At 68.4% G+C, this 13062-nt stretch carries 11 protein-coding genes and 1 tRNA gene; 7 read left to right on the top strand and 5 right to left on the bottom strand.

What is annotated here, in order from left to right; all coding sequences use genetic code 11:
• Positions 1 to 39: 39 nt before the first annotated feature.
• Positions 40 to 669 (top strand): helix-turn-helix domain-containing protein, encoded by a 630-nt coding sequence (locus NDI85_RS07115; protein ID WP_189001295.1) that lies wholly within the window; start codon positions 40 to 42, stop codon positions 667 to 669.
• An 81-nt stretch (positions 670 to 750) separates the two neighbouring features.
• Here NDI85_RS07115 and NDI85_RS07110 read toward each other — a convergent pair whose 3' ends face one another.
• Positions 751 to 2106, bottom strand: coding sequence for a BGTF surface domain-containing protein (locus NDI85_RS07110; RefSeq protein ID WP_310915354.1), 1356 nt, complete (start codon positions 2104 to 2106; stop codon positions 751 to 753).
• Positions 2107 to 2473: 367 nt separating this feature from the next.
• On the opposite strand from NDI85_RS07110, the gene NDI85_RS07105 reads away from it, so the two are divergent.
• From NDI85_RS07105 to NDI85_RS07090, 4 genes are read left to right on the top strand one after another with little or no spacing between them, the layout of a single operon-like run.
• Entirely contained in the window at positions 2474 to 3901 is a 1428-nt protein-coding gene (locus NDI85_RS07105; RefSeq protein WP_310915353.1) for a sulfatase, read from the top strand.
• 6 nt (positions 3902 to 3907) lie between these two features.
• Complete coding sequence (locus NDI85_RS07100) at positions 3908 to 4318, top strand: GtrA family protein (protein WP_310915352.1); 411 nt, start codon at positions 3908 to 3910, stop codon at positions 4316 to 4318.
• Positions 4319 to 4353: 35 nt separating this feature from the next.
• Positions 4354 to 6342, top strand: a complete 1989-nt coding sequence (locus NDI85_RS07095) for a hydantoinase/oxoprolinase family protein (protein ID WP_310915351.1) — start codon at positions 4354 to 4356, stop codon at positions 6340 to 6342.
• Positions 6339 to 7910 (top strand): hydantoinase B/oxoprolinase family protein, encoded by a 1572-nt coding sequence (locus NDI85_RS07090; RefSeq protein WP_310915350.1) that lies wholly within the window; start codon positions 6339 to 6341, stop codon positions 7908 to 7910. Before NDI85_RS07095 ends, NDI85_RS07090 begins: the two co-directional genes overlap by 4 nt.
• 16 nt (positions 7911 to 7926) lie before the next feature.
• Here NDI85_RS07090 and NDI85_RS07085 read toward each other — a convergent pair whose 3' ends face one another.
• Positions 7927 to 8874 (bottom strand): MoxR family ATPase, encoded by a 948-nt coding sequence (locus NDI85_RS07085; RefSeq protein WP_310915349.1) that lies wholly within the window; start codon positions 8872 to 8874, stop codon positions 7927 to 7929.
• A gap of 95 nt (positions 8875 to 8969) precedes the next feature.
• Here NDI85_RS07085 and NDI85_RS07080 point away from each other — a divergent pair.
• Positions 8970 to 9054, top strand: a tRNA-Ser gene (locus NDI85_RS07080).
• Between the two features lie 132 nt (positions 9055 to 9186).
• Here NDI85_RS07080 and NDI85_RS07075 read toward each other — a convergent pair.
• The 3 genes from NDI85_RS07075 to NDI85_RS07065 form a co-directional block, all read right to left on the bottom strand.
• Positions 9187 to 11049 (bottom strand): DUF2070 family protein, encoded by a 1863-nt coding sequence (locus NDI85_RS07075; RefSeq protein ID WP_189001309.1) that lies wholly within the window; start codon positions 11047 to 11049, stop codon positions 9187 to 9189.
• Positions 11050 to 11098: 49 nt separating this feature from the next.
• Positions 11099 to 11668, bottom strand: a complete 570-nt coding sequence (locus NDI85_RS07070; RefSeq protein WP_166968451.1) for a GMP synthase subunit A — start codon at positions 11666 to 11668, stop codon at positions 11099 to 11101.
• Positions 11669 to 11929: 261 nt separating this feature from the next.
• A complete protein-coding gene (locus tag NDI85_RS07065; protein ID WP_166968452.1) occupies positions 11930 to 12478 on the bottom strand; it encodes a hypothetical protein in 549 nt (182 codons plus the stop codon).
• A gap of 87 nt (positions 12479 to 12565) precedes the next feature.
• Here NDI85_RS07065 and NDI85_RS07060 point away from each other — a divergent pair, with 87 nt between their 5' ends.
• Positions 12566 to 12913 carry a DUF192 domain-containing protein gene (locus NDI85_RS07060; RefSeq protein WP_310915348.1) on the top strand — a complete coding sequence of 116 codons (348 nt, stop codon included), beginning with the start codon at positions 12566 to 12568 and terminating at the stop codon, positions 12911 to 12913.
• Positions 12914 to 13062: the final 149 nt, after the last annotated feature.

Raw genomic sequence — 13062 nt, 5'->3', positions numbered from 1 at the left:
ACGGCTATAGTGGTGGCTCCGTCACACCGTAGTAGAGACATGTCGGGACTCATCGACCGGATACAGGAGCGGACGGGGTCGCCCGACGAGCGACCGCGCGTGTTGGACGTAGACGAGGCAGACACCGACGAGGTGTTGGACGCCCTCTCCTCGGACACGGCCCGTGCGCTGTTTCGGACCCTGTTCGACCAGCCGGGCACGGCGTCCGAGATAGCGCGCCGCTGTGATACGTCCGTCCAGAACGTCCACTACCACATCTCGAATCTCGAAGCGGCAGGGCTCGTCGAATCTATCGACACCGTCTACTCCGAGAAGGGCAACGAGATGACCGTCTACGGCCCCGCCAGCGACCCCATCGTACTGGTGGGGAACCGCGACTTGCGGCCCCGCCTCCAGCAGTCGTTGACCGACGTGGTCGCCGGCCTCGGTTTGCTGGGCCTCGCGAGTCTGTTCGTCCAGTGGGGGGCCGAACGACTCGCCAACCCTGCCGGCGGGAACGGCGTCCTCGGTCCGGCCAGCCCGAACGCTCCCCAGACCGACCCGGCGGGGTCGCTTGCGTGGTTCGTCTTCGAAGTTGCCGAACCGGGATTGCTCTTCTTCTGTGGCTGTCTCGTCGTTTTGGCCGTCGTCGCGCTCGTGTTGCGTCGGGAGGACGCGGCCGCGTACTGACCGCACCGGCCGTCGAAGTCGAGGAGTGCGTTCTCGGCGGGTAACGGAGCAAAAACTGTCGACAGTGCTGGGTCGGCCCGGCTACAGCAGGGGCCGGAGGATGATGCCGAGGCCGACGATGGCGACGAGGCCGCCGGCACCGAGTGCGAGACTCCCCGGTTCGAGCGGTATCCCGGAGCCGGACTCCGTGCCGTCCCCGTTCGTGGGGCCGTCGGCGACGGTGGCCGTCGCGCGGTCGTTCGTCGTCTCGTTGCTCGCCTGCACCGAGAGGGTACCGATGTCCGCCGCGTCGTCGGTGGCGCCGTCTCCCCGGTACAACGTGAGGTCGTACTCGGTCGCGTCGAGTCGCGTGTCCAGCGCTACCTCCGACCCGGGTTCGACCGTCACCGAGTCGGTCTCGGCGGCCGCCGTAAGCGTCGTCCCGTCCCGACCGGCGGCCGCCGTGTCGAACAGGAGCGTCACGGTGCCGTCGCCGTCGCCGTCGCGGACGGTCGCGTTTATCTCGTACCCGCTCTCGCGGCCGCCGATGGACACCGTCCCCGCCTCGGCGTCGGCGAGGACGACGGTCAGCCGGGCCGTCCCGCCCTGTCGCGTCGTGTAGACGCTTCGCTCGAAGCCGAACTCGGGGCCGTCGTCGACGGCGAACTGCTCCTCGGCGGTATCGTTCGCTTCGACGAGGAGCGTGCCTACGTCGTCCGCACGGCCGTCCGTACCGTCGCCGTAGAAGACGCGGTACTCGTAGGATGCGGGGTCGAGCGTCGACGGGAGTTCCGTCTCCTCGCGGGTGACCATCAGCGAGTCGCTGGCGTCGGCCACCGACAGCGTCTCGCCGTCGGTCCCGGCGTTTGCGGTGTCGAATCGGACCGTCACAGTCCCGTCGCCGTCGCCGTCGATCAGCGACGCGTTGACGAGGTAGTTGACATCGTCGCCACCGAGCGAGAACACCGCCGTCTCCGTGCCGTCAATCGCGACCGGAATCTCGGCGACCTCACCTTGGGTCACCTGAACGACCCCGTCGTTCGGGGCCGGCGTCGGCGTCGGGGTCTCGGGAACCGTGTCGGTGCAGTCGCCGTCACAGGCGACTAGCGTCTCGGTGCGTTCCGCGAGCGTCTGCCCGTCGTAGTGAATCGTCAGTTCGTAGGACGTGTTGGGCGCCACGTTGCTCAGGTCGAAGACGGCGGCGAAACTGCCGTCGTCGGCGACGCGGGCGGTCTGCTGGTGGAGGAACGGTGCCGCGGCGTCGTTCGACCGGAGACGGACGGTCAGTTCGGTACCCGGCGCGATACTCGTCTCACCGGTGACGACCTGTTGCTCGGCCGAGGCCAGCGGGAGGCTACCGTCGTCGACGGTGGCGCTCTGGTCGGCCAGCGCGGGGCCGATACCGACCACTGTCGCCGAAAGCAGGAGGCAGACGAGTGTGAGCGCCCGGGTCGTCATCGGCGCACCTCCCGCCTGCTGGTTGTATCGCGGTTCGACGGGCCGACACCGTCCGGCGGTCGGACGGCGTCTGGAGGGCAGTTCGCTGTCATGCACCCGATTCGTTAGTACGGCCGTACTAAAGCCCCGCTGGAAGGTTAAATCCGGATTGAAACACGGAGCGATGAGACGCGGCCGGCCCACGAAACCCGGTGAGCGGTCGTGAGAACCTTCTTTCCGTCGTCGGTGGCGACACAGCAACCAGAACCTTCAGTATCGCGTACCGAGTTGCTAACGTATGCACGATTCGCGACGGTGCGGTCGCGACACCGGCCCTGACTCGGCCTTGTCAACGGACGCGGCGCGGACAGCCATGGGAGTGGTGTAGGTGCCGGCCGAGGTTGAAAACGTCGTTCTCGTCACTGTCGACTCGCTTCGGGCCGACGCGGTGGGCGGCGACGACAGCGTCTCTCCGGTACTGGACGGACTCGCCGACGACGGCGTCGTCTTCGAGAACGCGATGGCACACGGCAACTGGACGCCCTTCTCGTTCCCCAGCGTTCACGGATCTCGCCCGGTCTTCGACGAGGGAGCGGACATCGGCGTGGCATCGACGCCGACGCTCGCCGAACAGTTATCCGAGGCCGGCGTCGAGACCGGCGGGTTCAACGCCGCCAACGGCTTCCTCACGGACCACTGGGGGTACGACCGCGGCTTCGACGAGTTCGAACCGTTCGTCGAAAGCGGCGGGTACAGCAAGTACCTCGCGGCACACCCGACGGTGCAGGCGTGGGTCCAACTCGGCACGTCTCCCTTCCGGCGGGCCGCCGCCGCCCTCCGCGGTGAGTCCGACGCCCGCCCGTTCGCAGACGTCTCGCGTATGGGTGACTTAGAACAGCACGCTACGGACTTCCTCGAGGGTGTCCCCGACGACGGGTTCTTTCTCTGGGTACACTACATGGACACACACACGCCCTACGTCCCGGCGCCGCGACACCTCCGAGAGGTATCTGACACCCACTTCGGCCTGTTCCGAATGCTCGGTTCCCACCTGCGGACCGGCCTCGGGTGGGACGTCGACCAGCGAACGCTGGGCACCCTCCGGACGCTGTACGACGGGACGGTGAGGCAGGTCGACGCGAGCGTCGGCCGTCTGCTCGACACGCTGGACGCCGAGGGACTGGCCGAGGAGACGGCCGTCGTCGTCGCCGGCGACCACGGCGAGGAGTTCCTAGACCACGGCCACCTCGCGCACTACCCGAAACTGTACGGCGAACTCGTCGAGGTACCCTACGTCGTGACCCATCCCGACGGGGGGAGCGGGACGGTCCACCAGCCAGTCGGCCTCGACACCATCGCGCCGACGGTGTGTGACCTGCTCGGCGTCGACCCCGCGCCCGCGTGGGAGGGCGAGTCGGTCGCCCCGGCACTGGACGGCGAGACCATCGAGTCCCAAAGTCCGGTGGTGTCCGTCGCGGTGCGGGGCGAGAGCGTGACGAGCCAACCGATTCCACGCCGTCTCGACGACGGCGAGTTGCTCGTGAGCGCCCGCGACGCCCGCTGGACGTACGTCGAACACACCGAGTCGGGCCACCGGGAACTGTACGACCGACGTGAGGACCCGGATGAACGGCGAAACCTGTGTGCGACAGCCACCGCGGACACCGCGCCGCCGCCAGTCCTCGACCGACTTTCGGCGGCCGTCGCCGACCACGTCGACCGACTCGAAACCGCCGCAGACGCCGACGAGACCGGCGATGACGGACAGACGTCTGACGAAATAGCGGCACGCTTAAAGGCACTCGGTTATAAATAGGGCTCCATGTCGTTCGCCGTCGCCACCTCGCCGCGACGACAGCGACTCGTTCGGTTCTTCCTCGTCGGCCTGACAGCGGCGGCTATCCAGACGGCCTTGCTCTGGGTGTTCGTCGACATCGGGCGCATCAACTACCTGTTGAGCGCGTTCGTGGCCATCGAGGTGACCATCCTGTTCCAGTACGTCCTCAACAACGCGTGGACGTTCCATCGCTCGCGTCACACGTCGATGCGGGAGTATCTCGTGGGGATGGGCAAGACGAACCTCGTCCGCGGGACGGCCATCCCGCTCCAACTGGGCGCGCTGTACGCGCTGGTGACGTGGGGCGGCATCGAGTATCTGGTCGCCAACGCCATCGCCATCGCTGCGACGGGGCTCTACCGCTACGCGCTGGACTCGAACTGGACCTGGAACTAGGCGACGTTTTTGCACCCGGCGTCCGGAGACGACGTATGGACGATTCGGTCAGGTTGGGCGTCGACGTCGGGGGGACCTTCACCGACGTCGTCCTCGTCGCCGAAGACGGGATGACGACGACGAAAGTACCGACGACGAGCCCACAGCACGAGGGCGTGCTCTCGGGTGTCGCCGCGGCCTGCGAGACGGGCGGCGTCGACCCGGACGAGGTCGATCAGTTCCGCCACGCGATGACCGTGGCGACGAACGCGCTGCTGGAAGCAGACGGCGCGGAGACGGCGCTCGTGACCACCGAGGGCTTTGGCGACGTACTGGCTATCGGGCGACAGGACCGCCCGGAGTTGTACGACCAGTCCGTCGCCCGCCCCGACCCGTTCGTTCCCGCCGAACGTCGGTACGAACTCGCCGAACGGGCGACCACCGACGGTATCGAGACGGCCGTCGACGAGCGTGCGGTCCGGGACCTCGCCGCCGATATCGACGCCGACGCGGTTGCGGTGTCGTTCCTCCACGCCTACGCCCACCCCGGGAACGAACGGCGGGCCGCCGAGGGACTCCGCGAGGAACTCGACGTGCCGGTGTCGGCCAGTCACGAGGTACTGGCCGCGTTCCGAGAGTACGAACGCACCGCGACCACGGTGGCCGACGCGTTCGTCACGCCGGTCATCGACGACTACCTCGGTCGACTGGTCGACGGCGCGACCGACCGAGGCCTTCCCGAACCGCGGGTGATGCAGTCGAACGGCGGCATCGCCGACGCCGACACAGTCCGCCGACATGCGGTGACGACGGCGCTCTCGGGTCCGGCGGCCGGCGTCGTCGGCGCGAGCGCCTTCGAACCGGACGACGCCGACGGCCTCGTGACCTTCGACATGGGTGGGACCTCCAGCGACGTCTCGCTCGTTCGCGAGGGCGAGGTGGAGCGGACCACGCAGGCGGACGTGGGCGGCCGTCCCGTCCGGGTCCCGATGGTCGACGTCGAGACGGTCGGTGCCGGCGGCGGCTCACTCGCGTGGGTCGACGCTGGCGGCGCGCTCCGCGTGGGCCCCCAATCGGCGGGGGCCGACCCCGGCCCGGCCTGCTACGGGAAGGGCGGTACCGACCCGACGGTCACCGACGCGGCGCTCCTGTTGGGGTATCTCGGTGCCGACACGACGCTCGGAGCGGCGCTCGAACTCGACGTCGACGCGGCGCGGGACGCGCTCGCCGACCTCGCGACCGAGGCGGGCCTCGACGATCCGCTGGCGGCCGCTCGCGGCGTCTACCGCGTCGCCAACGCGACGATGACCCGAACCATCCGGAGCGTCACGGCCGAACGCGGTCACGACCCCCGCGAGTTCGCGATGGCGGCGTTCGGCGGCGCCGGCCCGATGCACGCGGCGGCACTCGCCGACCGGCTTGGCGTCTCCACGGTGGTCGTCCCCCGAGCCAGCGGCGTCCTCTCGGCGCTGGGCTTGCTGGCGGCCGACGAGCAACACGACACCGTCCGGACCTATCGGGCGCATCTCGACGAGGTCGACCCAGCGGCCGTCGCGTCGGTTCTCGACGACCTCGAAGCCGAGGTGCTGGCCGAGACGAGCGACCCCGAGGCGGCGACGGTCACCGTCGAGGCCGACTGTCGCTACGCCGGCCAGAGCCACGAACTCGGCGTCGAAATCGAGGACTTCGACCGGGCGACCCTCCGCGAGCGCTTCCACGCGACCCACGAACGGGCCCACGGCTACCGTCTGCCCGACGCCGTCGTCGAACTGGTCACCCTGCGAGCGACGGCCACCGTCGGCCACGAGATGCCGCCGATAGCCCACTCGGCGAGCGACGGACCCGCACAGACCGGTACCCGCGACGTATCGTTCGGTGAGCGGTGGCACGAGACGCCGGTCCTCGACTGGGGGGCACTCGGTCCCGGAACGACGCGTGACGGCCCCGCCATCGTCGAGGGCGGCGAGAGCACCGTCGTCGTGCCGCCGAACTGGACGCTCCGTGCCGACGACCGCGGGACGCTTCGACTGGAGGGTGACGAATGACTGCCGACGAGACAGCGGACCACGACCTCGACGCGGTGGAACTCGAAATCCTGCGCAACCAGCTAGAGAGCGTCGCCGAGGAGATGGGACAGGTGCTGATTCGGGGCGCGTTCTCCCCGAACATCACCGAGCGCCGGGACTGCTCGACGGCGCTGTTCGACGCCGACGGCGAACTCGTGGCACAGGCCGAACACATCCCGGTCCACCTCGGCGCGATGCCCGAGGCCGTCGACGCCGTCCTCGACCGGGACCCGGAACCCGGTGACGTGTTCGTCCTGAACGACCCCTTTGCCGGCGGAACGCACCTCCCGGACGTGACCCTCGTCTCACCGATCGTCCCCGACGACGACGTCGTCGGTTACGCCGTCTCCCGGGCTCACCACGCCGACGTGGGCGGGATGGCACCCGGGAGTATGCCCGCGGGCGCGCGTGACATCCAGCAGGAGGGCCTGCGCATCCCGCCGACGAGACTCGTCGCCGGCGGCGAGCGACGAGATGGCGTCTGGACCCTCCTCGAAGCGAACGTCCGCAACCCGGCCGAACGGCGGGCCGACCTCCGGGCGCAACTCGGCGCGAACGAACGCGGGGCCGAGCGCGTCACGGAGTTGCTGGCCGACCACGGCGACCGCCTGTTGTCGGCGTTCGACGCCGTTCGGGACTACTCCCGACAGCGCGTCGAGGCCGAACTCCGCGAGTTCCCGGACGGCACCTACACCGCCAGCGACGTACTGGAGGGCGACGGCGTCACCGACGCCGACGTGCATATCGAGGTGACGGTGACCGTCGACGGGGCGACGCTGGACGTGGACTTCGCCGGCACCGACCCGCAGGTCGAGGGCAACGTCAACGCCCCGCTGTCGGTCGCAAAGAGCGCGGTGTACTTCGTCGTCCGGTCGGTCACCGACCCCGACGTGCCGCCCAACGGCGGGTGTTACGACCCCGTGCGCGTCCACGCCCCGCCGGGGTCGCTGTTGAACCCCCAGCCACCGGCCGCGGTGGTCGGCGGCAACGTCGAGACGAGTCAGCGCGTCACCGACGTAGTGTTTCGGGCGCTGGCCGAGGCGGTGCCCGACCGCGTGCCCGCGGCGGGACAGGGGACGATGAACAACGTCGTCGTCGGCGGGCCGGGGTTCAGTTACTACGAGACGGTCGGCGGCGGGATGGGCGCGAGCGTCGACGCCGACGGCCCCTCGGGCGTGCAGGTCGGGATGACGAACACGCTGAACACGCCGGTCGAGGCGCTCGAAGCAGCCTATCCGCTACGCGTCGAGGAGTACAGTCTGCGTGCGGGCAGCGGCGGCGCGGGCAGACATCACGGGGGCGACGGCCTCGTCCGCGAACTCACCGTCGAGGCGGCCGCGACCGTCTCGCTGTTGACCGAGCGCCGCCGAACGGCCCCGTGGGGGCTGGCCGGCGGTGCGGATGGGGCGTGCGGACGCAACGAAATCGACGGCGAAACGGTGCCCGCGAAGGTGACAAGGGAGGTCCCGCCCGGAACGACCGTCCGGGTCGAGACGCCCGGCGGTGGCGGCTACGGCGACCCGGACGAGACACCCGGTGCGGAGTGACCGGCCGCGCCGCTCCCTAGACCGTCGGGACGGGAACCTCGCCCAGTACGTCCGCCAGCACGTCGCGTTTCTCGACTTGCTCGACGCGCGCGTCCGGCGTGAGGACGAGCCGGTGGGCCAACACCGGCTGGGCGACCCGTTTGACGTCGTCCGGGGCGACGAACTCGCGGCCCTCGATGGTCGCCATCGCGCGGGCCGCCTCGAAGAGGCGCTGGGTCCCGCGCGGGGAGACGCCCACCTCGACGCGGTAGTCCTCGCGGGTCGAGCGAGCGATGCCGGCCATGTACGCCAGCAGGTCGTCGTCGACGGTGACCGTCTCGGGGACGGTGCGCAGCGCTTCCACCCGGTCGCTGTCCAGTACCGCTTCGACGCTGGGGCTCTGGTCGGTCCGGCCGGCCCGCCGGCGGAGGAGTTCGACTTCGCCCTCGTCGTCGGGATAGCCGATTGAACTCTTCGCGAGGAACCGGTCGACCTGTGCCTCGGGGAGTTCGAAGGTCCCCTCCATGTCGACGGGGTTCTGCGTCGCGATGACGAAAAACGGCTCCGGGAGGGCGTACGTGTCGCCGTCGACGGTGACCTGCCCCTCCTCCATCGCTTCCAGCAGGGCCGACTGGGTCTTCGGCGGCGCGCGGTTTATCTCGTCGGCCAGCACCACGTTCGCGAAGATGGGGCCGCGGTTGAACTCGAACTCGCGGGTCTGCTCGTCGAACACGTGCGTGCCGGTGATGTCCGCCGGCAGGAGGTCGGGTGTGAACTGGACCCGGGAGAACGAGAGGCCGAGCGCCGTCGCCACGCTCCGGGCGGTGAGCGTCTTGCCGGTGCCGGGCACGTCCTCGAGCAGGACGTGGCCCTTGCCGACGACGCCGAGCAACACCGTCTCGAAGAACTCCTGTTCGGCGACGACTGCACGGCCGACTTCGTCGAGGACCTGACTCGTCACGTCGCGTGCTGCAGTGACGTCCATACGCGTGCATGTCATGCATCCGGTATATGTGTGTCGAGAACACAGTCCCCCAGAATCGAAACGCCTAAAGAGCAAACTGCGGTACAAAGAGGTGAGCCGAGGTAGCCTAGCCTGGCCAAGGCGGTTGCTTCGAGAGCAACTGTCCTCACGGACTCAGGAGTTCAAATCTCCTCCTCGGCGTTCCTACCGACACTACCCGACGAGCGTCGCGAGTCGGCGGCGTCGGACGAGGGTTCTACAGCGCGTCGTGCCGCCGAGCGACGCCGCTGTCGGTCCCGACCGTGTACGTGGGCAGGCACACCGCCGTCGCCTTCACACCCCGGCGACGAGGAAGATGAGGACGCTGATAGCCATGACGACGATGATGAACGCCGCCGCCAGCGCCCCGCCGAGCGACACCATCGCGTTGGCCGTCGACGCCAGCGTCTCGGTGCGGTCGTTGCCGAACACCGTCACCTCGGCCGTGTCGCTGGCCATTCCGGCCTCGACGGGTTCGAGGTCGGCGACGGCGCGGCCCACGAGGTCCGCGACCAGCGCGACGACTTCTTTCTCGGGGATGGCCTGTCCGACCTGATTCTCGGCCTCGACGGTGTTGACGATGTGCGTGTCGCTGGTCATCACTTCGAGGGTGTCGACCCCGTCGACGGCGTCTACGATGCGGTCCCGGAGGCCGGGTTCCATGTTGTTGCCGTCGATGAGGGCGTACGCAGTGCGGTCGCCGTTCACCTCGAAGACGCAGACGCGGATACCCAGCGGGCCGATGCCCTCCTGGGGTTCCCACGGCGTCTCGTCCCACGCGACGCCACAGCGCACCGGCCCCGTCTCGGCCTCGGTGAGGTGGCGGGCGAGTTTCCCGGTCCCGTGTATCATGTCGAAGGAGCGCTGGCTCCCGGGGACGACGTGGCCGAGGTCGTCGCCCTCCAGCCCGTCGTTCGAGTTGTGTGCGTCGACCAACAGGACGTCCTCGATGTCGCCCGACCGGGCCTCGGACATGGCCGAGAGGCCGACGGAGTAGTCCACGTCGTCGGCACACCCGGGCGCGTACGTGGTGACGACGAAGGCGTCGCCGCCGAAGGCCTGCCCGGTCAGCGTCGCCTCTCCTTCGGTGATGCGGTGACCGACGGTCGCCTCCGAGTGGTACTCGATGTCATCGAAGGCGCGGTCTGCGGTGTCCAGAATCGTGTCGACCTCCCGTTCGGTGACGAGGTTGAAGTCGTGGCCGGCGGTGGCGTGGGGCGGGAAGGCGAGGCCGTCGGCGGACTCGGCGACCCGCTTCGGGAGGTTCCCCCCGCCGATCTCGCCCATCGGACCGGGGTGTATCATCGGGAGGACGAACCGGGCTTTCTCTTCGCCGTTTGGCCGCCGGACCGAGAGGACGGTCACCGGGACGATGGCCTCCTCGCCGATGTCCTCGAAGAACGCTTCCAGTTCGTCCGAGCCCTCGGCGATGTGGCCGATGAAGCCACGGAGGAAGTCAAGCGCCGAGACGCCCAGCGAGGAGCGCCACGGCCGGTCGATGACGACGAGGAAGAGCCACACTGCAAGCGCGTAGATGGCACAGATGATCCCAAGCAAGACGAAGTCCGCGGGGATGAACCCCTGAATCTCCGGCGGGGCCTGTTCGGCCCGGGCTAACATCTCCTGTAGCACCGGGTCGTCTAACATGAACGCCGTGGCACCGCTGTAGACGGCCAGTAACCCGGCGGCGGCGACGGTCTGGATGCTCGCGGGGATGGCCGCCTTCAGCAGGGAGTGCCGGGAGACGGCCATCAGGATGAGCAGTCGGAATGCGAAGATGGAGGCCAGCGCCACCAGCAGGACGTCGAAGACGAAGTTCTGACCGAACCTCGGGCTGACGAGGGCTATCACGCCCGCAGTGGTCAGGAACGCGATGGTAACCAGTTCGCAGATGAGCGCCAGCAGGGAGGCACGATTGGGGGTGAGTTGGCCGTCGAGTCGCTGGTCGACCCACGGCGTGACGGCACCTGCGATAGCCGTCGGAAAGCCGATAAAGAAGACGCCCTGCCACGCGTCGTCCAGCACGAACCGCGAGTCGAACGCGGCCACGCCGGTCAGCGCGGCGATGAACAGGGCGAACGCGAGACTCGCGTACCAGTTCGGCGCCCGGAAGATGAACCGGGAGAGACTGGCGAGGTTCCCCTGCGTCGCAGTCATTTATTACTCACTCCCCGCGTCGGCACATAAAACAGTCGCTTGCTGTCGGTTACTGCTTGGGTGCGGATTGCCGGTCACAGACCGCGAGGAAGTTCTCGAAGACGGCCTCGCCTTCCTCGGTGTGGGCGACCTCCGGGTGCCACTGGACGCCGAAGAGGTTGCGGTCGGTGTCGCTCATCGCCTCGACGCCACAGACGTCAGACGTCGCGGTGCGCTCGAAGCCCTCGGGCACCTCCTTCACCTCGTCGGCGTGGCTGGCCCAGACGCGCGTCTCCGGGGCCAACGAGCCGATTAGTGGGTCGTCCTCGTCCAGGATCTCGACGGTCACGTCGGCGTAGCCGCCGTACTCGCCGCTGCCGACGCGGCCGCCGAGTTCCTTCGCGATGAGTTGCATCCCGAGACAGATGCCCAGCACCGGAACGTCGAGGTCGAGGTACTCGGGGCAGTTGCCGATGTCGTCCATGTCCGGGCCACCGGAGAGGACGATGCCGTCCGCGTCGATGTCCTCGGGCGGCGTGTCGTTGTCCAGCAGTTCGACGTCGACGCCCATGTCCCGGAGCGCACGCTGCTCCAGATGCGTAAACTGTCCGTGATTGTCGATGACGACGATGTGAGTCATTGGATAGTGTCACGCCACCGGCGCGTATATATCCCCTGAAACGGGGCTAGCGATGACCGGGGCTGCCCTCTAAACCACTGGCACAGCGACCGAGAACAGTCAGAAAGTCCCTCTCAGTCCCGACGGACGCGTCGCGCCGTTCACCCTTCTCATACTGGTGGCTGTAAGTTCGTAACGATATTCGCCACCCCGGGGTGGCGAAGTACTTCAGTTTGTTACAGCCACCAGTATCAGTCCCACCCGTCTTCGGTCGACCCGCCGTCACTCGTCGTCGTACCGTTCGGCCGCCGACTGAAAGCCCATCTCCGACTGCTCTTTCGAGCGGCGACCCTCCTTCTCGGCGATGGCCTCGGGGTCGGGATTCACGTCGTCGTCGACCCGCGCCCACGAGTTGTGGACCTTCGAGTGACACCACCGGCAGAGGTACACCGTGATTTCGTGGGCGAGGTCCTCGCCCTCTCGCGTCTCGTCGTACGAGAGGTGATGTTCTTCCAGCAACGGCCGCTCCTCGGAGTGGGCCAGCCGTCGTTCTTCGAGCCCGCACCGGATGCACTCTCTGTCGCGGTTCCGACAGCGAAAGTGCGGGCAATCGCCCCAGTCCCACTCCGCCCCTTCAGTCTCTCCATCGGGACCGACTGCCGCCGGACACCGGAACGCCTCGGCGCTCCGGGCGTCGGCAAAGTCGGGGTCGTGGTGGCCGTGTTCGCGCGCCCACCGGCACTTCCCCTCGTCGGTGACGAAGTCACAGCGGTCGACGTGGTCGTAGGGGTCGTCGACGCCGACGCTCGTCCCGCCCGGTGCCTTCTCCATGTCCGCTGGTGGGGCCCGGAGGAACCTGAATCTGACTCCCAGTCGATCGACGGAACGCTTTTGCCCGGCGGCCGTCTCGGCCGGCGTATGCGCATCGTCCACGACCCGGAGGGCACCCCTCGAACGCTCGCTCACGAGGTCGAACAGGCCGAGTCCCTGTTCGCACAGGCCCGGGGGCTGATGTTCCGCCGGTCGATTCCCGACGACTACGCGCTCGTCTTTCCGTTCGACGACGCCGAGACCCGCTCTATCCACATGCTGTTCGTCCCGTTCCCGCTGGACGTGCTGTGGCTGGCCGACGACGAGGTACAGGCGGTCAAGACGGTCCCGCCGTGGTACGGCGTCGGGTGGGCCAGAGCCGACACGCTGCTGGAGTTGCCCGCGGGGGCGGCTGCGGGGGTCAGCGAGGGCGATACGGTCGTCGTAGCGGACTGACCGGTGTGTGGACCACCCCCGCGGTCCTTCCGGCAGATTTTAAAGGATGAACGTGTGAGTAGCTAACACCATGTCGGAACACCCGACGGAGGATAGAGGAAGTCGCCGCGAGGCGGCTGGGTGTGAAATTCGCCCCCAAGAGTGACGGA

The organism is Haloarcula sp. S1AR25-4 (genome assembly GCF_031624555.1).
In the GTDB taxonomy this organism is placed as follows: Archaea; Halobacteriota; Halobacteria; order Halobacteriales; family Haloarculaceae; genus Haloarcula; species Haloarcula pellucida.
Note: the sequence above shows the minus strand (reverse complement) of the source record. Positions and strands in the feature narration are given on the sequence as shown.

Bases quoted from the DNA above. Each gene is read 5' to 3' on its own strand.
- NDI85_RS07115 (WP_189001295.1), top strand. From the start codon at position 40: ATGTCGGGACTCATCGACCGGATACAGGAGCGGACGGGGTCGCCCGAC.
- NDI85_RS07110 (WP_310915354.1), bottom strand. From the start codon at position 2,106: ATGACGACCCGGGCGCTCACACTCGTCTGCCTCCTGCTTTCGGCGACA.
- NDI85_RS07100 (WP_310915352.1), top strand. From the start codon at position 3,908: ATGTCGTTCGCCGTCGCCACCTCGCCGCGACGACAGCGACTCGTTCGG.
- NDI85_RS07095 (WP_310915351.1), top strand. From the start codon at position 4,354: ATGGACGATTCGGTCAGGTTGGGCGTCGACGTCGGGGGGACCTTCACC.
- NDI85_RS07090 (WP_310915350.1), top strand. From the start codon at position 6,339: ATGACTGCCGACGAGACAGCGGACCACGACCTCGACGCGGTGGAACTC.
- NDI85_RS07085 (WP_310915349.1), bottom strand. From the start codon at position 8,874: ATGGACGTCACTGCAGCACGCGACGTGACGAGTCAGGTCCTCGACGAA.
- NDI85_RS07075 (WP_189001309.1), bottom strand. From the start codon at position 11,049: ATGACTGCGACGCAGGGGAACCTCGCCAGTCTCTCCCGGTTCATCTTC.
- NDI85_RS07070 (WP_166968451.1), bottom strand. From the start codon at position 11,668: ATGACTCACATCGTCGTCATCGACAATCACGGACAGTTTACGCATCTG.
- NDI85_RS07065 (WP_166968452.1), bottom strand. From the start codon at position 12,478: ATGGAGAAGGCACCGGGCGGGACGAGCGTCGGCGTCGACGACCCCTAC.
- NDI85_RS07060 (WP_310915348.1), top strand. From the start codon at position 12,566: ATGCGCATCGTCCACGACCCGGAGGGCACCCCTCGAACGCTCGCTCAC.